This is a genomic window from Salinimonas iocasae, from assembly GCF_006228385.1.
In the GTDB taxonomy this organism is placed as follows: domain Bacteria; phylum Pseudomonadota; class Gammaproteobacteria; order Enterobacterales; family Alteromonadaceae; genus Alteromonas; species Alteromonas iocasae.
Genome location: NZ_CP039852.1, coordinates 3,450,864 through 3,470,901 on the forward strand (window position 1 = coordinate 3,450,864; position 20,038 = coordinate 3,470,901).

The window sequence follows — 20,038 nt, forward strand, 5'->3', positions numbered from 1 at the left end:
CCTTCAAATGTAAATAGTAATAATTCTCATTTAAATTAGCATTTTTGAATTTATCTTGCTCCGGGATAGCCAAACTGTCGCCAGCTTTCATACACAAAAACGGAAACCGCATTGGATAAATTCATGCTTCGGCTATCAGGCAGCATAGGAATACGAACACGTTGTTCGGGAGGTAACGATTGAATAAAATCGTCCGGCAGACCGCGGGTTTCAGGCCCAAAAATAAGTGCATCACCCTGCTTGTATTCAATATCAGAATGAAAAGCCCGTCCCTTGGTTGTGCAGGCCAGTACGCGCTTTGGTTCGCGAGCGCGAAGATAGGTTTCAAGATCGCCGTGGCGCTCCACATTTGCAAACTCATGATAGTCCAGACCGGCCCGGCGGACACGCTTGTCATCCCAGTCAAAGCCCAGCGGCTCAATAAGATGCAATGCAAATCCACTGTTTGCACACAGGCGAATAATGTTACCGGTATTTGGAGGAATTTCAGGCTGATACAGAACGATGTCAATCATGGCAATACCTGTTGAAAGGGGCTAAACAGAAGATAAGACGTCAGCCAACTGGCTGACGAGCGCATAGCTTAAGCTGCAGGGTGACCGGCGACAAGCTCTATTCAGCGCGCAATTTCACAGCTGGGCAAAGAAAAAGCGCAATACAGACTCCATGGCGGGTTGTCGGTACGCGTCGGATTCTATAAAAAGCTCATGCTCAGCACCCGGTATTTGCGTAAATGCACAGTGCGGCATCTTTGCTGCTACCTCTTCCTGAATAGCATTATCCACCACCTTGTCAGCCCCGGCACTAAGCAGTAATACGGGTAACTTCAGCTCATTGGCACGCTGACGGATGGTTTTCATCGCCTCTCGGGCAGCAGCAAGCCACTGGCCGGTCACGCCACCAAGCTGAATTTCAGGGCTTTCGTTATAGAGTTTTCTGAACCAGTCGTAGCGAATACGGCTATGGGTGAGTTTGTTAAGGGCAAACGGTACCGGCTTGTAGTCTCGCTGACCGAAGAAAAAATCATTTTTCTGACCACGTCTGACGGCGCGCTTATCACTCATCCATAGAAGAATACTGGCCACGCTGTCTGGCAAGGCAGGCCGAATACCAAACATGGGGGAGCAAAACGCCACACAGCTAAACATCGCCGGGTGCCGAAGTATAGTCAGCGCGCCAATAGCACTGCCCATTGAGTGACAGAGTAAGGCTGCCTGCCCCTGTTTATTGGGCTGTACAATATGCTCATAAAAGTAAACCAAATCATCGACGTAATCATCAAATGAGCTGACATAGCCATGATGGGGGTTATCTGTCATGCGCCCTGACAACCCCTGCCCCCGGTGATCAAGGATGAACACAGCCAGTCCGTGCTGATACAGGTCATACATCACTTCTTTATATTTTAATAGCGACTCAATACGTCCTGAGCTGATGACCACCGTGCCCTGACAGTCATCAGGTATTGCCCAGGCATAACTGACACGTACGCCGTGCTGACCTGAAAAAGCGCCCTGCCTGACGTGATTTTTCCAAAATGGTAAAATACATTGTTCTATACAATCGGTAAGCTCAGTCTCAGCGATTAGTTTTATCTGTTTCATTTTTTGGTTTTGCTGAAAAGTTGAGAGTAATCTGCAAGCCGCCCAAATCGGATGGTTTGGCATATATTTGTCCATGATGCGTGCTCATCGCCGCTTTTGCAATCGCCAGACCCAGTCCTACTCCCCCTGACGCTCTGTCCCGTGCCGATTCAGCGCGATAAAACGGCTTGAATATCTCTTCCAAATCGCTGTCATCCAGCCCCGGCCCATCATCGTCCACCTCTATAGAGTATGCGGTCGCATCTGACAAAACAGAGACTTTTATCTGAGCATTTGCGTATCGAATAGCATTGCGAAGCACGTTCTCCAGTGCTGCCGTAAACAGTGGTTTATTCACCCATACGGTTTTGTCCGGTATTGCTTCAACAGTGAGCACCTTTTCCAGCTGCCTGGCTTCGAACTCACCGTCTTCTGTTATCGGGAATATCAAATCACATAAGCGATAATGCGCAAACGCTTCTGTGGTAAATGTAGCGCGGTTAATGGTTAACAGATGCCCGATAAGTGTTTCCATCTGCTCAGCTTCTTTTTCAATGCGTTGCAAATGCGCCTGCTGCCCCAGCTTTTGTACCGCCAGCCCTACAGCCATTTGCAGGCGCGTCAGTGGCGATCTCAATTCATGAGAGATATCAGCCAGCAGTCTTTCCTGCGACTGCCACATTGTCTGCAGCTGATCGGCCATTTTATTGAAATTACGCGCTAAGTCGCCCAACTCATCCTGCCGATGCATTTTCTCATCAGTTCTTGCCTCCCAGTCTCCCGCTGCAAGTTTTTGACTAGCCTGCTGGATATGCTGAATCGGTTTGACCAGAGACCGGGCAAACCAATATGACAATAGCATACTCATAATAATGCCAGTTCCGATTAACCAACCAAGCACTTCGAAGGGCGCGGGCGGCGGCTCGCGATCGGTCAGAAACAGGGCATATTGGTTATTTTCATACGTGACAGTTACCGGGCCAAGGAACATGCGTCCACGCTGACGCAAAACGATGGGCGATGACTGCGATTGCACATTGAGTAGTCTGTGTAAAAATGCCGGCCGCATCGTTCTTCTTGAGTGCTTCAAAACCAGCTCTCCGGAGGAGTCTACCGCGATTACCTGGAAAGGAATGCGTCGCTCTACCCGCATTAACGCTTTTTTCAGAGACGTTGATTGGGCCTCTGCACTGGCAAGAGCCTGTGTTACAGACAACAGTGCGTCAGCTTGCTTCTGGGATGGTGTGGATACTTCTACGCTGTCGTTCCAGACCCGGCTAAGCCAGAAGGCGCTGGCGGCGGTAATCAACGTGGTTAACCAAAACCAGAGAAACAAGCGCCCCACCAGCCGCTTTACAGGATTCATACTCATCCGCCGGTCACCATAAGGTAACCAGCCCCGCGAACGGTTTTTATTTTTTCGTCACGACTGACTGCTGCGAGCTTTTTTCGAAGATTGCTTACATGCATATCAATACTACGGTCGTAAGGGCTGAGCTTCTTTTCAAGAATTTGTTCAGAAATTTGAATTTTACTGACACGTTCTCCGGCATGTGTCATCAGAAGGTGCAGAATAGAAAATTCTGTACTGGTTAGTGACAGCGGCTGTGCATCGCAGGCAGCCTGCTGCCGGGATACACTAAGGCTGATACCATTCACCAACAAATCCTGCTGGCTGTTCATTCGGCTACCCAGTGCCAACCGTCGCAGAATCGCACTTATTCTTGCCAGTAACTCACGGTGATTAAACGGTTTTGCCAGATAGTCATCAGCACCAAGCTCAAGCCCCAGAATTTTATCATAGTCGTCTCCCTTGGCAGTTAACATTAAAACGGGGATAAGGTGTGTCTGTCTTAACTGCCTGAGCACCTCAAAACCATTAAGGTGAGGCATCATGACATCCAGTAATATCAGTGATGGGGGTTGATTCGTTTTGGCCAGGCGCAGTCCTTCACGGGGATCATTGGCAATGTTCACTGCAAAACCTTCATGTTGCAGGTAGTCACGCAGCATGGACGTCAGCTCAGTGTCATCATCAATAATCAAAATTCTTACATGTGTGTCAGCGGTGTACATAATTCTGTTCTCATGTGCCAGGTGCGTGGCTTAACTTTTCGCAGTGAAGTACGCTTAGTTTAACTAAATTTGGCTGACGTCAAATACGCACTTCTGAACTTTACAAACCTTTACACAAACCCGCGCCTTCTTTGCATAGACGTTGATTACACTTATCAGCGTCAACCAAGGAGACGAATATGAAAACAGTATGTCTTATTGCCGCTGTCAGTGGCATTTTAATCAGCAGCGGGGTGGCCGCAAAACATAAATCTCCCTCAAGCCCATACCACATGATGGTCAGCGAACTACGGCATTTACCGGATATCACCGACGCACAGAGAGATGAAATAAAGCAGGTATTGCAGGATGCCCGCGAGCGACATTCTGGCCAAAGACCTTCTGACGGCCAGCGGCCGCAGTTTGCTAACGAAAATACGTTTCTTGCTGATTACGACAGCCAGGCTGAACAGCGACGGGCACGGGCTTTGCAAAAGGCGCGCACGCGCCATGATATTTATCGGGTGCTTAATGAGACGCAGCGCCAGTGGCTAGCTGATGGTGAAGAACGCAAGCGTGACCGTCACCAGCGCGGTGCAAGACGAACCGACAAACCACACAGCTTTCGTGAGCTGGATTTGTCTGATGCGCAGCGCATTGCAATAAAAGCAATAATGAAGCAGGCAAAAACGTCCGGAAAAACGATTCATAAAACGTTAGCGTCGCTCAGAGCAGAGGAATCTGGGCTTATTCATACAGCCGAATTTGATGAAGCTGCATGGAATAGCTGGTTTGATGGCTATGCAGAGCAAAAACGGCAAGCCGCCCTGCTACGATATCAAACACGAAGTGCTATTCATGCACAGCTAAGTGATGAGCAGCGAGAAAAGCTGGCCAAGCAGCACCGAGGCCCTCACTCCCATTGAGTATATCAAGCCGGGCTAATAGTCCGGCTTTTGTGGCTTGAAATCCTGACTTAAAAACAGTGGCGAGGTCACCATTAAATCGGCGGTTGCACTGGTACAGGCAACCGGGACATTCCACACAGAGCAAAGCCGCAGCAGAGCTTTAACATCAGGGTCGTGGGGCGCCGGATTCAGTGGGTCCCAAAAGAAAAACAATGCATCCAGCTCACCTTCCGCTATTTTGGCACCGATCTGCTGATCACCACCCAGGGGCCCGCTTTTTAAGCGCAGAACATCCAGACCGGTTTGCTCAATAATTCGCTGACCGGTCGTTCCTGTGGCAACGATGTCACACTGCTGCATAACGCTCAGGTGTTTCTCTATCCACGCCAGTAATTCTGTTTTCTTGTGATCATGCGCTACCAGTGCGATTCGTTTGGTCATAGTAATTTTGCCTGCTCCCCTGAATAATTAATGACTTTATATGCTGCTCGCCACGACTTTTCAATATTGTTACGAAACTAAGTAATTATCCAAACTGATTTTTTTATACTGCCTCAGAGTAATTATCCAAAAATTAAAACGATATTGCGTCATTTCCACTCCGACCACTTTAAATATTTATATAAAATTATTGAATAATTATTCCATTAAGTTACTATGACGATTCGTTTAGATTATTTGAGTATCTCAGGATTATTTATGCACAGTGCAGAAGCCGGCAAATGCTGGCAGGGCATTGCCATTGAACCCGTTATCACTCCCCCGCCTCGCTATGTGATGCGGTGTGCCCGACGACGAATTACAGCGTAATACGTAGGGTATAGCACGCACGTATACTATAGCGCGCTTTTTACCTTTACTCGCAGCATGCGATAGCCCTCTGGCATCAGGCGGTAAAGGTAAAAGGTGTTTTTTTCCTTCTTTGTCTACACTGTTCATATGTTAAAAGTATCGATTATCGGCGCCAGCGGATACGCCGGCGCACAATTAGTGGAGTTGGTAACCAATCATCCTGAAATGGCGCTCAAGCGCACACTGGTGTCTGCGCAAAGCGAAGATGCAGGAAAGTCACTGAGTCAGCTGCATGGCAGGCTGGCCCACTTGTCGGAACTGGAATTAGAGCCAGTCAGTGATGGCCTGATCGAGTTATTAGCCACCACCATGGATGTTATTTTTCTTGCCACCCCGCACCAGGCCAGTCACAAGTGGGTCGAACCACTAAGTGCAGGAAAAGCCAAAGTACTGGATTTATCCGGTGCCTTTCGGCTTAAAGATACGGACATATTCAAGCACTTTTATGGCTTTACCCATACAGCTGATACAGGCCTTGCAAAAGCTGTCTACGGACTTGCTGAGTGGTATCCCGAACAAATTCAGCAGGCATCAGTGGTAGCCGTTCCCGGCTGCTATCCCACAGCTTCCCTGTTTGCACTCAAACCACTTATGGAGGCAGGGCTGCTGGATGAGCAGACCCGCCCGGTTATTAATGCTGTTTCAGGCGTCAGTGGTGCTGGTCGCAAAGCCGCGCTTACCACCAGTTTTCAGGAAGTTAGTTTGCAGGCATATGGTGTACTGGGCCATCGCCACACGCCTGAAATAGAAGCCTATCTGGGTGCCCCGGTTATCTTCACGCCGCATCTGGGTAATTTTAAGCGGGGTATTCTGGCAACCGTTACAGTTAAAACTAAATCTGGCACGAGCAGCGCTGAGGTTGCTCAGGCCTTTGATGATGCATACCAGAACAAACCTCTGGTGCGCTTACTTCAGCAGTTTCCTAAAGTCGACGATGTTGCCCTGACCCCGTTTGTTGATGTTTATCATAAGCTTGATGAAGCCAGCGGCTACGCGGTGATAGGCGTTGCCATCGATAACGTGATGAAAGGCGCTGCCTCGCAGGCGATTCAGTGCGCTAACCTCATGGCCGGATGGCCCTCAGAAAAAGGATTGCTTCACCTATGATGCCGCACCCGGTAGTAATTAAAATCGGCGGCGCCCTGCTTGATGATGAAAAAGCGGCGCGTCAGCTAATGACCAGAATCAAAACACTGCAACAGCATCGCGCGGTCATTGTTGTGCATGGTGGCGGGCCCATGGTCGAAACCATGATGACCGGGATGGGCCTGACCAGTGAAAAGGTCGACGGATTGCGCGTTACCCCTGATGCCCATATGCCGGTGGTTTGCGGCGCGCTGGCAGGAAGTGCAAATAAACAGTTATGCGCACTGGCAATCGGTGCGGGGATCACGCCCACCGGCTTGTCACTGATGGATGGCAATATGATTACCTGTCAGGCCATCGCCAGTGAACTCGGTGCGGTAGGTCAGGCAACGCCAAATAGCAGCGTACTTCTGGAGCTTCTCATTGGTGAACAGTTTTTGCCGGTAATCAGCTCTATCGGCTGCAGTAAGAATGGCCGTTTACTCAATATAAATGCAGATCAGGCTGCCACGGCGGTAGCACAACTGATGGGCGCTGAGCTGTTATTTTTATCTAATGTGGAAGGCGTACTTGATGAGCACGGACAGCGTTTAGCCACACTGGATAAAGCACAGCTTGCCTCCCTGGTCCAGACCGGCGTAATCACCGACGGCATGAAAGTAAAGACTGATGCAGCACTACAGGCAGCCTTGCAACTGAAACGTCCGGTATTTATCGGTAGCTGGCATACAGATCCCGAAGCATTACTTAATGCAACAACAGGTACAAAAATACAACCAGAGGCTACAAAGGCCGGAGACAATTCATGAAACAGGATTTACTGACATTTGCCGACTGGGCACCAGAAGACATGGCGCAACTGCTGGAGCTGGCTCAAACCATCAAGCAGTCGCCCGGCCGTTATGCCAATGTACTGGCCGGTAAGTCTATCGTCGCCCTGTTCGAAAAGCCTTCGTTACGAACCCGCGTAAGTTTTGAAATAGGTATTCACAAGCTCGGCGGACACATGGTTTACCTCGATAGCCAGGCCGGAAAACTGGCTGGCCGTGAGGATGCGGTGGATGTAGCAGCCAACCTTGCGTGCTGGGCTGACGGCATAGTCGCCAGAGTATTTTCACATAATACACTGCAACAGTTTGCTGAGGCTGCGCATGTGCCTGTTATCAACGCATTGTGTGATATCTATCACCCCTGCCAGGCCTTGGCAGATTACCTCACTTTGTATGAAACCTACGGCAAGGTAAAAGGCCTGACTTTGGCCTATGTGGGTGACGGCAATAACGTTACCCATTCACTGCTCATTGTTGGCGCACTTTTAGGTTGTCATCAGATTGTCATCACCCCACCCGACCATGAAGTGGACCCGGATATCTTTGAAAAAGCGCAAACCATTGCCCGTACAACCGGAGTTAACATCGTGCAAAGCCACGATGTAGCCATGGCCGAGGGTGCTGATGTGATTTATGCAGACACATGGTTATCCATGGGAGATGAAACGCCCCTGTCGGCAATAAAAGATACATTTATGCCCTACCAGGTCAACGAGGCATTGATGCAGAAAACCGGTGCAAAATATGTCATGCATTGTCAGCCTGCACATCGGGATCTGGAAATTACCGGCACACTGATTGATAGCGACTGCTCACTATTAATGACCCAGGCTGAAAACCGTATGCACGGGCAAAACGCAATTTTAACGCACCTGCTGGGCGCGTAAGAGGAACTAGCTATGTCACAAAAAATCAATAAAGTTGTTCTGGCCTACTCAGGCGGACTGGATACCTCGGCCATTATTCCATGGCTTAAAGAAAACTACGGCTGCGAGGTCGTTGCCTTTGCTGCGGATGTCGGTCAGGGCGATGAGGAGCTTGAAGGCTTGCATGATAAGGCCATTGCATCAGGCGCCAGCGAGTGCCATATCGTCGATCTGAAAGAAGAGTTTGTTAAAGACTATATTTATCCCACCATTAAAACCGGCGCGGTCTACGAGGGCGAGTATCTGTTAGGTACCTCCATGGCGCGCCCTGTGATTGCCAAGGCGCAGGTGGAAGTCGCCCGGAAAGTGGGCGCTGATGCGCTTAGCCACGGCTGCACCGGTAAAGGCAATGATCAGGTTCGTTTTGAAAGCACTTTTTCAGCGCTTGCGCCGGAACTAACGGTGATTGCGCCATGGCGCGAATGGGATATGGTGTCCAGAGAGGATTTACTCGATTATCTGGCTCAGCGTGATATTCCCACCAGCGCGTCGGCAACCAAAATATACAGTCGTGATGCGAACGCCTGGCATATTTCACACGAAGGTGGCGAACTTGAGGACCCGTGGCAGGAACCGTCAAAACAGGTCTGGACAATGACTGTTGCCCCGGAAGATGCACCCGACGAGCCTCAAAGAGTCACGCTTAGCTTTGATAAAGGTGAGCTTACTCACGTCAACGATGAAGCATTATCACCCTATCAGGCGCTGGTTACGCTGAATAAGCTTGCCGCGGCGCACGGTGTGGGCCGGATTGATATTGTTGAAAACCGCCTTGTCGGTATGAAGTCACGGGGTTGCTATGAAACGCCGGGCGGCACCGTTTTAATGAAAGCCTATAAAGCACTGGAAACGATGGTACTGGATAAGGCGGCCCTGAAATATCGCGAACAAATCGGCTTGGAGTTTTCCCATGTTATGTATGATGGCCGCTGGTTTACCGCCCTTAATGATGCCTTATTAGCGGGAGCCGATGCCTTTGCACAAAAGGTCACCGGCGATATTGTCGTTAAACTTTACAAAGGCACCGCAACAGTCACCCAGCGTCGTTCACCTAATAGCCTGTATTCTGAGGATTTTGCGACCTTTGGCGCTGATGATGTTTATGACCAGAAGCATGCTGAAGGTTTCATTCGCTTATTCAGCTTATCAAGCCGGATAGCTGCGCTTAAAGACCAGCAGAAATAGGGGGCACTCATGGCACTTTGGGGAGGCCGGTTCAGCGCTGGCAGTAGCAGTATGTTTCGTCAGGTGAATGACTCACTACCGTTTGACCAGGTGATGGCCGCTCAGGATCTACAGGGCTCAGTAATCTGGTCTCGTGCTTTAAAAAAAGCAGGGGTGCTGACTGACGAAGAGCAGCAACAACTGGAAACGGCACTGCTTGATCTTAAAGAACAGGCAGAGCACGGCACACTTGACTTTGCGAGCAGCGCAGAAGAAGACATTCATAGCTTCGTTGAGGCTGCGCTTATCGAAAAGTTAGGCGATACAGGCCGAAAACTTCATACCGGACGCAGCAGAAATGATCAGGTTGCCACGGATTTCAGGTTATGGGTACGTGAGCATGTCGCCTCATTAAAGGCAGATTTAACAACACTTTCCCAGTCCTTGTTGCAGGTAGCTGACAGACACCGTAACGCTATCATACCGGGCTACACCCACCTGCAGCGGGCGCAACCTGTGCTTTTTGCACACTGGTGTCTGGCCTATGTTGAGATGTTTAAGCGTGACGCCAGCCGGCTGGATGACTTATCGGCACGGCTTAATCAGTGCCCGTTGGGCTGTGGTGCTCTGGCCGGTACGACCTACCCGGTCGACCGGCATGATATCGCCAGGCAACTGGGGTTTGACGGACCTTGCCTAAACAGCCTTGATGCCGTTTCAGACCGTGACTTTGTATTAGAGCTTCTGTTTTGTGCCAGCACCAGCATGATGCATATTTCCCGGATGGCCGAAGATTTAATTTTTTATAATTCTGGTGAAGCTGGCTTTCTTCAGCTTGGCGATGCCGTTACATCAGGTTCGTCACTGATGCCACAAAAGAAAAATCCTGACGCGCTGGAATTGATGCGCGGTAAGTGCGGTCGGGTTTTCGGTGCATTGCAGTCGCTGCTGGTTACCATGAAAGGCTTACCGCTGGCGTACAACAAGGATATGCAGGAAGACAAGGAAGGCGCTATTGATACTGTTAATCAATGGCATTGTTGTTTGTGTATCGCGTCTGAGGTTCTCGACTCTTTAAGCCTTAATGAATCGCGTTGTCGCGAAGCCGCTGCCCAGGGCTTTGCCAATGCCACCGAACTGGCTGATTACCTGGTGGGTAAAGGCATACCGTTTCGGACCGGTCATGACATCGCCGGACAGGTGGTGTTAAAAGCGCTGGATGAAGGATGCGCCATAGAAGACCTGCCTCTTTCAACGCTGCAAAGTGTCTGCGATAAAATTGAAGATGATGTTTACCCCGTTCTTCAGTTGGAATATGGCATCAACAAACGCAATATTCTGGGCGGTACCAGTATGCAAACAGTGCATCAGGCTCTGGATGAAGCACTATCTGCTGTCGCATCATAAGGAAACCAAATATGGTTTTGCAACAATCCGAAGGCATTAAGTTATTTCGAAGCTCATTGCCTTACATCAATGCACACAGAGGAAAAACATTTGTCCTGATGTTTGGCGGCGAGGCCATAGAAGATCCTAATTTTGCCAATATCATTCACGATATTGCGTTATTAGCCAGCCTCGGCGTCCGGCTGGTGTTGGTGCACGGCGCTCGCCCACAGATAGACGAGCGCGTCGCTCTGCGCGCAATTGAGAGCCGTTTTGCCAATGGTGTCCGGGTCACCGACAAACCGACGCTGGAGTGTGTTAAAGATGCAGCCGGCTCGGTACGCTCCCAGATAGAAGCCCTGCTGACCATGGGGCTGCCCAACTCGCCTATGCACGGTGCGCAAATCAGAGTGTGTACGGGCAATCTGGTCGTTGCCAAACCGATGGGTGTTCGCGAGGGTGTCGATTTTGAAAACACCGGGCTGGTGCGGCGAATTGATACTACCGGCATAAATGATCATCTCAATGATGGCTCCATCGTGTTGCTTTCACCTATGGGCTACTCAGCAACCGGTGAAGTATTTAATCTGTCCCACGAGGACGTCGCCACCCAGGCTGCCATCGCGCTGGCAGCAGATAAAATTATTGTGTTTTCCAACTATGAGGGTGTTTATAACCAGTCTGGCAAGTTACTGCGTACTATTGAAAGGCCCCGGCTTGAAGAAATGATGCGCGATGGTGAAATCAACACCGAAGAAACCGTGTTGCGTGCATTGATCACCAGTGTCGCAGCAGGTATTCCTCGCGCTCATTGTGTCAGCTATGAGAAAGACGGTGCGCTTTTACAGGAACTGTTTACCCGTGACGGTGCTGGCTCTCTAGTGCTTGAACATCATTACGAGCAGCTACGTACAGCGACTATTGACGATGTAGGCGGAATACTGAACCTGATTAAGCCACTTGAAGAAAGTGGCGCGCTGGTAAAGCGGTCGAGAGAGCGACTGGAAAATGAGATCGACCAGTTTATTGTCATTGTGCGTGACGGTATGATCATCGGGTGCGCTGCACTTTACCTCTATCCACAGGATAATTGCGCGGAACTGGCCTGCGTCGCCACCCATTCAGATTATCGCGGTAAGAACCGGGGGGAGCGTATTTTAGAAGCCGTGAAGCAGCGGGCAATGGAAAACGGAATCAATAATCTGTTTGTATTGACGACGCTCACTGCTCACTGGTTTTTAGAGCAAGGCTTTCAGCCTGCAGATATATCGATGCTGCCAGGCGCTAAAAAAGAGCTTTACAACTTTCAGCGTAACTCCAAAGTATTCACGCTTTCGCTCACCTGATCTTCCTTGGCATCGGGGCCGCATCTCACGTAAAATCGGCCTCCCGCAATTAAGAGTCTTTAGATTATGAAATGTCGCATGGTAGGCGGACTAGTGTTGTTCGCTTTATTACTTGGTGGTTGCAGTTATGTTAAACAGCCGAATGATAAAAAAATGAAAAAATTGCTGTCCGGCATGCCTGAATATTCGGCAGGTGAAGCATTCGGAAAGCGGGATTTCCGATTCTTAATTGTCATAGACGGTGAACAAACCACTCAGCCGGACGTACCGGCTTGTTTAGTTACACGATTTGGAACAAAATCGTTATCGAATACCAGTTATGAAGCGGGTAGCTATGCGTACGACAAATACGCGGCTGTTGCCAGGGTATACGCCAAGTATTTTAATGCGGCATTATTGGCGTCACTGAAAACGCGAAACTGGGATAAATGCGAAGGTAAAGTGCCTGTCGCTGACTCTTAGGTAATGCTTTTCGGTATCTGAATTTATTTTATCCAAACACGTCACTCAAAGTGAATTATGTCGATTTCCGACTGTCTATAGGAGGTTCGGAAGGTTGATTCTTCGCGCAGAATAGCTTTTACTGGTGAGATGATGGTATGAGGAAGATATATGCAAGAGCCTGTTACGCTCAAATGCGAAGACGGCTATCAATTGTCTGCAACATTATTCAGACCGACTAAACCCTTATGCGGTGCCATAGTTATTGCACCGGCTACGGGCATTAAGCGTCAGTTTTATGCCCATTTCGCCACCTTTTTGGCAGACTATGGTTTTGCGGTTCTCACATTCGACAACCGCGGCATCGGTGAGTCTGTGAGCACATCAACACGCAAGAGCGATGCTGATTTAGTTGCCTGGGGCAAGCTGGATATGCCTGCAGCGCTGGATACACTTGAACAATTTTATCCTGACCAATCCTATTTCCTGGTGGGCCATAGCGCCGGCGGGCAATTGATTGGCCTGATGAGCAATGCCCATAAGCTTAAAGCGTTCATAAATTTTGGTAGCTCATCAGGCTCTTTGCGTAATATGCGTTTGCGCTACCGTCTGAAAGCCCATTTTTTTATGAATGTGTTTATACCCGTTTCCAACTTTTTGTTTGGTCACACTAAGGCTAACTGGGTGGGAATGGGAGAGCCCCTGCCTCGCGGCGTAGCACGTCAGTGGCGACAGTGGTGTAACGGCCAGGGCTATGTGCAGACCAGCTTTGGAAAAGAAGTCACTGATCATTATTATTCCAGCCTTGCTGTCCCCTCGAAGTGGATCATCGCCAGTGACGATGACATTGCCAATGAAGCTAACCTGAAAGAAATGATTTCGGTCTACGAAGGCAGTAATGCAAGATATTGCGTGCTATACCCTGCCGCCTTCGGTCTGGATGATATCGGACACATGCGGTTTTTCTCCAGAAGCTCGCAACGGTTATGGCCGTTGGTAACCAACTTTTTCGACGAACATCTGCAACCTGCCGGCGGAACCTTCTAACCGGCCCGCTCTGCCTCTCATTTTTGTGTTAGCGCTTTTATTTACAGCCCGGACTGCATAGGTTTTTTAAACGCCGGCCAGCCTGTCGCAACGGAAATGATACCGAAAACCAGAAGCATCATTGGATACCAGCAGTATGCTGTTATGGACAAAGGCGAAATCCCCGCGATTGCCGCTGCAGTAAGAAGCTGCGGGCTATAGGGAACCATGCCCTGACAGGCACAGGAAAAGATATCCAGCAGACTGGCCACCCGGCGAGGATCTGCACTGTATTCATCACCCAAATTTTTTGCGATAGGCCCGGCAGTGACAATCGCAATAGTATTATTGGCTGTGGTCAGATCAAGAAAACCTACCAGAGAAGCAATGCTGAACTCTGCACCGCGTTTCGATTTTACCCTGCGCGTTAACAGCTTAATCAACCAGGCAATACCGCCATATGCTGTCATCAACGCCACAATCCCACCAATAGTTATCGCAATAAGTGCCAGATTTTGCATCCACCCCATACCGGTTTGAATACTTGCGAATAACCCGAACACATCAAAAGATCCATTAACAAGCCCCACCAGCGCCGCACTTCCAATACCACTGGCCAGCACCAGCACAACGTTCATTCCGGTCAGCGCACACCCTACAATCACGATAAAGGGTAAAACATTAATCAGCGTGTAGCTCTCTTCGTTCAGTGGCGGCGGTGTGCCAGTGTCAACGAAAAACAATAAGGCTGCAGTGATGATTGCCGCCGGTGTGACCACCAGCAAATTGGCTTTAAACTTATCGGTCAGCCTGACATTCTGGCTGCGTGTTGCAGCAATCGTGGTATCAGAGACAAAGGAAAGATTATCACCAAACATCGCACCGGAAATCACCACTCCCATTAACAGATGTGACGATAACCCCAGCGACTCAGCCAGCCCTACCCCGATGGGAGAGAGCGCTGTAATGGTTCCCATGGATGTCCCCATGGCAAATGAGATGAAGCAGCAAATGATAAACAGGCCCGGCAACAGCAAAGACTGTGGCACCCAGCTTAATGCCAGGTTAACGGTGGCATCACGGGCCCCAATATCAATGGTCAGAGAATAAAATGCGCCGGCCATCAAAAAGATAATGACGAGCAGAATAATATTGCTGTTGCCGCCGCCCTGACAAAACAGCTGAACCTTTTCACTGATACTTAATGTCTGGCCTTTTGGCTGGAGTAAAAGTGCAAAACCTGCAGCCAGCATGAATCCAACCAATACGGGCATGGCGGTGATGTCGCTGGTCGCAACACCTGCAAATATAATCAGGCCGACAAAAACAAAAATCGGGGTGATACCCAGAATGTTTGGAGATGGAGAGGACTGCATTGCGCTTACACCAGAATCAAAACTAAAGTCAGCGCAGGAGCCTAGCGCATCTGCCGGTGCTTTCAAGTAATTACTTAGGCTAAAAAAACGTAAATTATTCTCTAAATTCAGGTGTACCAGCGCAGACTCGCGCTGATAATTACCCGCTTTTGAGATGCTGTTAAATTAGGATTGAGCAAGTATGCTTAAATTGGTAAATGGCTAAATCTGACGCTGGAGCTATATCGATAGTAATGTTCAACAGCGCTTTATTTCAAAAAAGCGTCTATTTCTCACACTCATTCGGCCAGCCGTACTTCTCAACGTAATCCCGAAGATTCTCAGCATTTTTGGCATACCTTTTATCTTTTTCAAACCGGTCTTTAACTGATTGGTGAATGGATACTGTGCCCTTACCGTGCGCTATACTTCTCATGTGCTCGCCTCTCAGTCGGTAAAAATGCCGTTTAGAAGGATTGAGCTTTGGTAATTGGCTGGATGGCGTTGCTTTTGTCCAGTGCAGCTCTAATTCTAATCCGAACTGGCTCGCCTGATTTGCCATCCACTGCATGGGAATGTGTGAAGCTAAATATCCATTGTCATCAGGTTTGAGGCCACCTCCCACATCACTATGATAGCCGCAAAACCAGGTTTGTTTTAAATCTAAACCAGGTACCGGATCCCATATGGACGGCATAAAATCTTCACGTCTCTCATCTATCGCCAGAGCATGACGGGCGACTCGCACATTTTTGCCTAATTTGGTGTCATAAAACTCGTCACGGTCTTCAAAAAGGCCAAGAAAAGATATGGGAATACCTAATGCGCCAACGGTGTCCCAAACACCCACGAAAAATACTTCGCGGCTTGAGTGACTGTATTTTTTGCGAAAGTTTACTGATGTCTCGCCGGAGGGTTTGTTTTGAATCCCGCCTTTTCTATATATGGTGAAAGCGTCTTCAACGCGGTTTGCATGTTCGCGTTTTAAAATGCCGCAATTATTAATAAGGCCACACAGAGAGCGCACAGTATATGCACCTCGACTAAAGCCAAACAAAAAAAGTTTGTCACCCGCAGTATAGTTTTGGATTATATACCGATAGGCATCCTGAATATTTTTCATAACGCCTTTACCCGTAATACCGCCACTTAGGTTGTCGTGATAACTCCCTACTCCCCAGTCGTAAAACACTTGCTGGGCAGTGCCCTGCTCCGTCATAGGATTGATTGATCTGGCAAACCTCAATACGTTAGTAGGCAAATCTTTTTTTACATCCTTCTCCGGACGATTCTAGGTTCCATCACTACAAATAACAATATGCTTCATGAGGATTTCTCCCGCGATTTTACGCTGCCATTAGCTCAGACTGGTCTGCATCCTTTGCTCTATAGAAATCCCAACCTTTTCGCGCGGCGTTGATGATGACGCCAATGACAAAACGAATAGCGATGAACTCTGCAGATTCCAGTAAATACGGAATATCGATTTTCTGATTAGCAAGACCCGACAGTCTGCTTATCAGTCGTGTGGCTTCATCATCAGAAAGGCCTTTATCGACACTCCTGACCAGGCCATAAATTTCGTTAGGCAAGCTGTCATACAGAAAGCCATCGACCTTGAGAACGACTTTGATAAGGATTTTCTCTTCTGTAGTTTCACCGATAATGGGAACATTGATGAGATCATTAAGTCGCTCAGCAAGCGCCTTCACTTCATTCTGAGTCATCTTGCTGCGTTTACCCGGCGGGGCGTAATATTCATCTAAAAGTTGTTTGAACTGCTCGTCAGTCAAATCGACAATTTTTGGCATAGTTGCTCACTCCTCATAAACGTTGAGGGCGACCGTAGAGAGACGGGCTAAGCCTGGTCGCACTACTACACAAGTTCTTTGTCTCTTTTAGCCAGACAGCAAAGATAGGTCTCACAATAAGTAGGGACTATGTGGCTGTTGTCTCAGTAATACTTACGGCAGGGATAGATCTAAATAGTCGAACTGAGATAGGTATATTAATTTGGCGTTGCTATTGATATGTATAGACTACACACTGAAAAGTACCAAATTGGTAAGAGAGAAGTGAAAGCTTCTGTATAGAATCACACCTCATCTCTTTGGCGTTCATGGTAACGTTAGTAATATAGAGTCAGGGAAGAATACAAATGGAACCAGACTACTCGACTTACAGCCTAAGAGATTTATTAGAAGCACGGGAGGCAATTGATAAAGCCGCTCATCCGCTTCGATACTTTAAAATCTGTCAGGAAATAGAGGACAGAGTTAAGCAGCCCGCTAACGTGAAGGCGTATCACAGCAAAGATTTTTTTGCAGTAATCATTTTTGTAAAAGCCATGATGCTGTTTTCCGGATTTGTCTTTACTCATAAGCTATATATTGCATACACAGAAGGGCATATTTCATGGCGAGGACGATCAACATATTATGCAGAACTACATCCAGAAGCCTTTAATCTAGTCGTGATAATAATTCTCGCCTTCCTAATTTTTACCTTATACATCGTGTTTACTAATCACTGGACGCGTAGGAATGGTCGGCATCTGAAGCGATGAGAGACGAGCTAAAAACAGTGGACTTATTGTTTGTGTGTGATTTCTCTTACATAAGGGAATAAAACTGAACACTATCCACCAACCGAGAACATTCTATTCAGGGGCAAGCAGCGTTGCCCCTGATGTGTCTACTTCATCGCTTTATCGATATCGCTGGCTTTGTGTCGCTCTTTCAGTTGGGCGTCATCACCCCAGAAACGATTTACAATGATGCCGCGCTGCACCGCTTTTCGATCCGCGACTTGCTTTGCCCAGCGCATCAGATGTTTATAATCCTCTACCTGTAGAAACTTTGCTGCATCGTATAATTTACCCAGAACCAGATTTCCATACCACGGCCAGATCGCCATATCAGCGATAGAGTATTCATCCCCGGCCATATACTCGTTAAATGACAGATGCTTATCCAGTACGTCCAGCTGACGCTTGGTCTCCATCGTGAAACGGTCAATCGGGTACTTCATACTGTAGGGAGCGTAGGCGTAAAAGTGACCGAAACCGCCACCTAGATAAGGTGCTGAGCCAACTTGCCAGAACAGCCAGTTGTTACATTCGGTGCGAGCAATAGGGTCCTCAGGCACAAAGCGTTCAAATTTTTCAGCCAGATACTGAAGGATAGAGCCCGATTCAAACAGGCGAATAGGTGGGTTCTGGCTATGATCCATCATCGCGGGAATTTTTGAGTTTGGATTAACGTTTACAAAGCCGGTAGAGAACTGATCGCCGTCACCGATAGAAACAGGCCAGGCGTCATAATTCGCTTTTTTCTCACCGGCTGCGAGTAACTCTTCAAGCATGATAGTGACTTTTTGACCATTTGGGGTGGCCATTGAATAAAGCTGCAAATCGTGGTCGCCGACAGGCAAAGCCTGTTCATGAGTTGGGCCGGACGTCGGCCGATTGGTTTTGGAAAACTGACTGCCGTCTTCCTTTTCCCACTTCCAGACTTTTGGCGGTGTATAGGTCTCTTTTTCTTTGCTCATGATTGCTCCTGATATTTGCAAACTGTTGAGCTGGATACGCAAAAGAATGGTGTTTGGTTGTCACATAAAAAAGGCAGATGCTTGTGCACCTGCCTTTATCGAATAAAAGGCGAGCCTTCCGTTGCCCGCAAACTGGCTGGCTAGTTGAAGGTCACTTCTGTGGTTTCACCCACACTTACCTGTGTCTCTTCAACCGCCTGAAATTCGAAGTTTTCATCTGTCTCCGGCTCGTCCTGATAGGCCAGACAACTAAATGCGACGGTATAGTCGCCTGCTGGCACATAGCCAATCTCGAAGTCATATGTATCTGCTGTTTCATCGTAAACAACATTGGCTACCGATAACGGACGTATCTCATCAGATTCTGCGTCAGCATCATCACCCAACAGAGTCGGATCCAGTTCACTGCCTTCATAGAGATAAACCGCGTTGCCGCTATCCGCATCAGCCTTCACTGAACATGCTTCATCAGTTATCAGTGACATAGGTACGCTGCCACTCAGTGTACCTACCGCATCATTGCTGACCAGACGCACACCTCTTGGTTTAAGGAATACCGCGTCCTGCCCCTGGGGGTTAACCAGACTCTTTCGCAGGTCAAACTCTACGGTGAAAATCTGACTGGTTTCGGGTTGCGCCTCAAAGCCATCGAGTTTCAGTTTTTGGCTGGGTACTTCCAGCGGATAGGTTCCATCGTCCATTACAACAAACGAATCTTCATCAATAACTAATCGCAACTGACTGTATTCACCAGAAGGGATCTCTACCTCATCCACCAGATTCGCAAATTTTTCACCCTGAAGCTCCAGCAAATCGAACATGCGTGGGCTACCAGATGGGTCCGTAACATCAATCACGACGGGTTCGCCATCACCCACCAGCTCAACTTCACTGAAATACACAACAACCTCAGACGCGTTATCAACGGGAGCGTCAGATACGTTCAGGGTAAAGTTTGTGATGAAGGTTTCTTCAGAGGTTGAAGCATCGTTATCAACAGCGCCAGAGTCATCACTGCCACCGCCTCCTCCACATGCGCTTAACAGCGTGACCGAAGACAGGCAGGCCAGAGTAAGCAGCCCTTTTTTAAAACGTGATGCAGTTGCAGACCGAACTGGTAATGGATACAGCAAATCAATTTCCTCATGTCAGTTCAAAACAGCTACCTATAGATACACGACAAGTAGATAGCGAATATGCTGAAGAGATAGCGATATCTGTGCCAAAGACTAATAGACGCTATTAAACAATAAGTTAGGAGTTTTTTTGTGAAGTGCGATTTGCCTTCGCGTTTTTAAACGTTGCAGACCAGCAACACTTCATGGGGAGAGAAAAAAATTTGTGAAAATCCGGATAAAAAATACTCAGATTTACCGGTGGTAACAAGCATTAATTTTTGATGCCTCTATGGAGCGTTTCTATATCGTGCTATTGCCGCAAGATACAAGGCGGTAAATAAATACTATCAGAAAATAAGCGTAAAACCTGACATTGTAGCCAGATACAGACGTTATTAAAAAGAGTGTATTAA

General features: G+C 48.3%; 19 protein-coding genes and 1 pseudogene. 10 read left to right on the forward strand and 10 right to left on the reverse strand.

The window, feature by feature from the left end:
- Nucleotides 1-50 precede the first annotated feature (50 nt).
- The 4 genes from trmL to FBQ74_RS15490 form a co-directional block, all read right to left on the reverse strand.
- Complete coding sequence (trmL, locus tag FBQ74_RS15475) at nucleotides 51-515, reverse strand: tRNA (uridine(34)/cytosine(34)/5-carboxymethylaminomethyluridine(34)-2'-O)-methyltransferase TrmL (protein ID WP_139757515.1); 465 nt, start codon at nucleotides 513-515, stop codon at nucleotides 51-53.
- 114 nt (nucleotides 516-629) lie between these two features.
- Nucleotides 630-1,604 (reverse strand): alpha/beta fold hydrolase, encoded by a 975-nt coding sequence (locus tag FBQ74_RS15480; RefSeq protein ID WP_139757516.1) that lies wholly within the window; start codon nucleotides 1,602-1,604, stop codon nucleotides 630-632.
- A complete protein-coding gene (locus tag FBQ74_RS15485) occupies nucleotides 1,579-2,949 on the reverse strand; it encodes an ATP-binding protein (RefSeq protein WP_168190689.1) in 1,371 nt (456 codons plus the stop codon). The genes FBQ74_RS15480 and FBQ74_RS15485 overlap by 26 nt, the downstream gene beginning before the upstream one ends.
- Nucleotides 2,950-2,951: 2 nt before the next feature.
- Nucleotides 2,952-3,659 (reverse strand): response regulator transcription factor, encoded by a 708-nt coding sequence (locus FBQ74_RS15490; RefSeq protein WP_139757518.1) that lies wholly within the window; start codon nucleotides 3,657-3,659, stop codon nucleotides 2,952-2,954.
- A gap of 179 nt (nucleotides 3,660-3,838) precedes the next feature.
- Between FBQ74_RS15490 and FBQ74_RS15495 the strand changes: the two genes are divergently transcribed.
- The gene (locus FBQ74_RS15495; protein ID WP_139757519.1) at nucleotides 3,839-4,564 is read left to right on the forward strand and encodes a Spy/CpxP family protein refolding chaperone; all 726 of its coding nucleotides are present in this window, start codon (nucleotides 3,839-3,841) and stop codon (nucleotides 4,562-4,564) included.
- A gap of 15 nt (nucleotides 4,565-4,579) precedes the next feature.
- Here FBQ74_RS15495 and FBQ74_RS15500 read toward each other — a convergent pair whose 3' ends face one another.
- On the reverse strand, nucleotides 4,580-4,987 hold the full coding sequence (locus FBQ74_RS15500) for a methylglyoxal synthase (protein WP_139757520.1): 408 nt from the start codon (nucleotides 4,985-4,987) through the stop codon (nucleotides 4,580-4,582).
- A gap of 498 nt (nucleotides 4,988-5,485) precedes the next feature.
- Here FBQ74_RS15500 and argC point away from each other — a divergent pair, with 498 nt between their 5' ends.
- From argC to FBQ74_RS15540, 8 genes are all read left to right on the forward strand, one after another.
- Nucleotides 5,486-6,505, forward strand: coding sequence for an N-acetyl-gamma-glutamyl-phosphate reductase (gene argC / locus FBQ74_RS15505; protein ID WP_139757521.1), 1,020 nt, complete (start codon nucleotides 5,486-5,488; stop codon nucleotides 6,503-6,505).
- A complete protein-coding gene (gene argB / locus FBQ74_RS15510; protein WP_139757522.1) occupies nucleotides 6,502-7,293 on the forward strand; it encodes an acetylglutamate kinase in 792 nt (263 codons plus the stop codon). The genes argC and argB overlap by 4 nt, the downstream gene beginning before the upstream one ends.
- Entirely contained in the window at nucleotides 7,290-8,201 is a 912-nt protein-coding gene (locus tag FBQ74_RS15515; RefSeq protein ID WP_139757523.1) for an ornithine carbamoyltransferase, read from the forward strand. The genes argB and FBQ74_RS15515 overlap by 4 nt, the downstream gene beginning before the upstream one ends.
- Nucleotides 8,202-8,213: 12 nt before the next feature.
- Complete coding sequence (locus FBQ74_RS15520) at nucleotides 8,214-9,425, forward strand: argininosuccinate synthase (protein ID WP_139757524.1); 1,212 nt, start codon at nucleotides 8,214-8,216, stop codon at nucleotides 9,423-9,425.
- A gap of 9 nt (nucleotides 9,426-9,434) precedes the next feature.
- Nucleotides 9,435-10,811, forward strand: coding sequence for an argininosuccinate lyase (gene argH / locus FBQ74_RS15525; protein WP_139757525.1), 1,377 nt, complete (start codon nucleotides 9,435-9,437; stop codon nucleotides 10,809-10,811).
- Nucleotides 10,812-10,822: 11 nt separating this feature from the next.
- Nucleotides 10,823-12,136, forward strand: coding sequence for an amino-acid N-acetyltransferase (gene argA / locus FBQ74_RS15530; protein WP_139757526.1), 1,314 nt, complete (start codon nucleotides 10,823-10,825; stop codon nucleotides 12,134-12,136).
- 153 nt (nucleotides 12,137-12,289) lie between these two features.
- Nucleotides 12,290-12,598 (forward strand): hypothetical protein, encoded by a 309-nt coding sequence (locus FBQ74_RS15535; protein ID WP_139757527.1) that lies wholly within the window; start codon nucleotides 12,290-12,292, stop codon nucleotides 12,596-12,598.
- A 150-nt stretch (nucleotides 12,599-12,748) separates the two neighbouring features.
- Nucleotides 12,749-13,624 (forward strand): alpha/beta hydrolase family protein, encoded by an 876-nt coding sequence (locus FBQ74_RS15540; RefSeq protein WP_139757528.1) that lies wholly within the window; start codon nucleotides 12,749-12,751, stop codon nucleotides 13,622-13,624.
- A gap of 41 nt (nucleotides 13,625-13,665) precedes the next feature.
- Here the strand turns inward: FBQ74_RS15540 and FBQ74_RS15545 are convergent, their stop codons facing one another.
- From FBQ74_RS15545 to FBQ74_RS15555, 3 genes and pseudogenes are all read right to left on the reverse strand, one after another.
- A complete protein-coding gene (locus FBQ74_RS15545; protein WP_139757998.1) occupies nucleotides 13,666-14,979 on the reverse strand; it encodes a Na+/H+ antiporter NhaC family protein in 1,314 nt (437 codons plus the stop codon).
- A gap of 265 nt (nucleotides 14,980-15,244) precedes the next feature.
- A pseudogene (locus FBQ74_RS15550) lies at nucleotides 15,245-16,285 on the reverse strand (DUF2235 domain-containing protein).
- A gap of 19 nt (nucleotides 16,286-16,304) precedes the next feature.
- Nucleotides 16,305-16,769: a hypothetical protein gene (locus tag FBQ74_RS15555; RefSeq protein WP_139757529.1), complete on the reverse strand. Its 465-nt coding sequence runs from the start codon at nucleotides 16,767-16,769 to the stop codon at nucleotides 16,305-16,307.
- Nucleotides 16,770-17,116: 347 nt separating this feature from the next.
- Between FBQ74_RS15555 and FBQ74_RS15560 the strand changes: the two genes are divergently transcribed.
- Complete coding sequence (locus FBQ74_RS15560; RefSeq protein WP_139757530.1) at nucleotides 17,117-17,524, forward strand: hypothetical protein; 408 nt, start codon at nucleotides 17,117-17,119, stop codon at nucleotides 17,522-17,524.
- A gap of 128 nt (nucleotides 17,525-17,652) precedes the next feature.
- Here FBQ74_RS15560 and yghU read toward each other — a convergent pair whose 3' ends face one another.
- A complete protein-coding gene (gene yghU, locus FBQ74_RS15565; protein ID WP_139757531.1) occupies nucleotides 17,653-18,507 on the reverse strand; it encodes a glutathione-dependent disulfide-bond oxidoreductase in 855 nt (284 codons plus the stop codon).
- 140 nt (nucleotides 18,508-18,647) lie between these two features.
- A complete protein-coding gene (locus tag FBQ74_RS15570) occupies nucleotides 18,648-19,640 on the reverse strand; it encodes a DUF4382 domain-containing protein (protein WP_139757532.1) in 993 nt (330 codons plus the stop codon).
- Nucleotides 19,641-20,038: the final 398 nt, after the last annotated feature.

Bases quoted from the DNA above. Each gene is read 5' to 3' on its own strand.
- trmL (WP_139757515.1), bottom strand. From the start codon at position 515: ATGATTGACATCGTTCTGTATCAGCCTGAAATTCCTCCAAATACCGGT.
- FBQ74_RS15480 (WP_139757516.1), bottom strand. From the start codon at position 1,604: ATGAAACAGATAAAACTAATCGCTGAGACTGAGCTTACCGATTGTATA.
- FBQ74_RS15485 (WP_168190689.1), bottom strand. From the start codon at position 2,949: ATGAATCCTGTAAAGCGGCTGGTGGGGCGCTTGTTTCTCTGGTTTTGG.
- FBQ74_RS15490 (WP_139757518.1), bottom strand. From the start codon at position 3,659: ATGTACACCGCTGACACACATGTAAGAATTTTGATTATTGATGATGAC.
- FBQ74_RS15495 (WP_139757519.1), top strand. From the start codon at position 3,839: ATGAAAACAGTATGTCTTATTGCCGCTGTCAGTGGCATTTTAATCAGC.
- FBQ74_RS15500 (WP_139757520.1), bottom strand. From the start codon at position 4,987: ATGACCAAACGAATCGCACTGGTAGCGCATGATCACAAGAAAACAGAA.
- argC (WP_139757521.1), top strand. From the start codon at position 5,486: ATGTTAAAAGTATCGATTATCGGCGCCAGCGGATACGCCGGCGCACAA.
- argB (WP_139757522.1), top strand. From the start codon at position 6,502: ATGATGCCGCACCCGGTAGTAATTAAAATCGGCGGCGCCCTGCTTGAT.
- FBQ74_RS15515 (WP_139757523.1), top strand. From the start codon at position 7,290: ATGAAACAGGATTTACTGACATTTGCCGACTGGGCACCAGAAGACATG.
- FBQ74_RS15520 (WP_139757524.1), top strand. From the start codon at position 8,214: ATGTCACAAAAAATCAATAAAGTTGTTCTGGCCTACTCAGGCGGACTG.
- argH (WP_139757525.1), top strand. From the start codon at position 9,435: ATGGCACTTTGGGGAGGCCGGTTCAGCGCTGGCAGTAGCAGTATGTTT.
- argA (WP_139757526.1), top strand. From the start codon at position 10,823: ATGGTTTTGCAACAATCCGAAGGCATTAAGTTATTTCGAAGCTCATTG.
- FBQ74_RS15535 (WP_139757527.1), top strand. From the start codon at position 12,290: ATGAAAAAATTGCTGTCCGGCATGCCTGAATATTCGGCAGGTGAAGCA.
- FBQ74_RS15540 (WP_139757528.1), top strand. From the start codon at position 12,749: ATGCAAGAGCCTGTTACGCTCAAATGCGAAGACGGCTATCAATTGTCT.
- FBQ74_RS15545 (WP_139757998.1), bottom strand. From the start codon at position 14,979: ATGCAGTCCTCTCCATCTCCAAACATTCTGGGTATCACCCCGATTTTT.
- FBQ74_RS15555 (WP_139757529.1), bottom strand. From the start codon at position 16,769: ATGCCAAAAATTGTCGATTTGACTGACGAGCAGTTCAAACAACTTTTA.
- FBQ74_RS15560 (WP_139757530.1), top strand. From the start codon at position 17,117: ATGGAACCAGACTACTCGACTTACAGCCTAAGAGATTTATTAGAAGCA.
- yghU (WP_139757531.1), bottom strand. From the start codon at position 18,507: ATGAGCAAAGAAAAAGAGACCTATACACCGCCAAAAGTCTGGAAGTGG.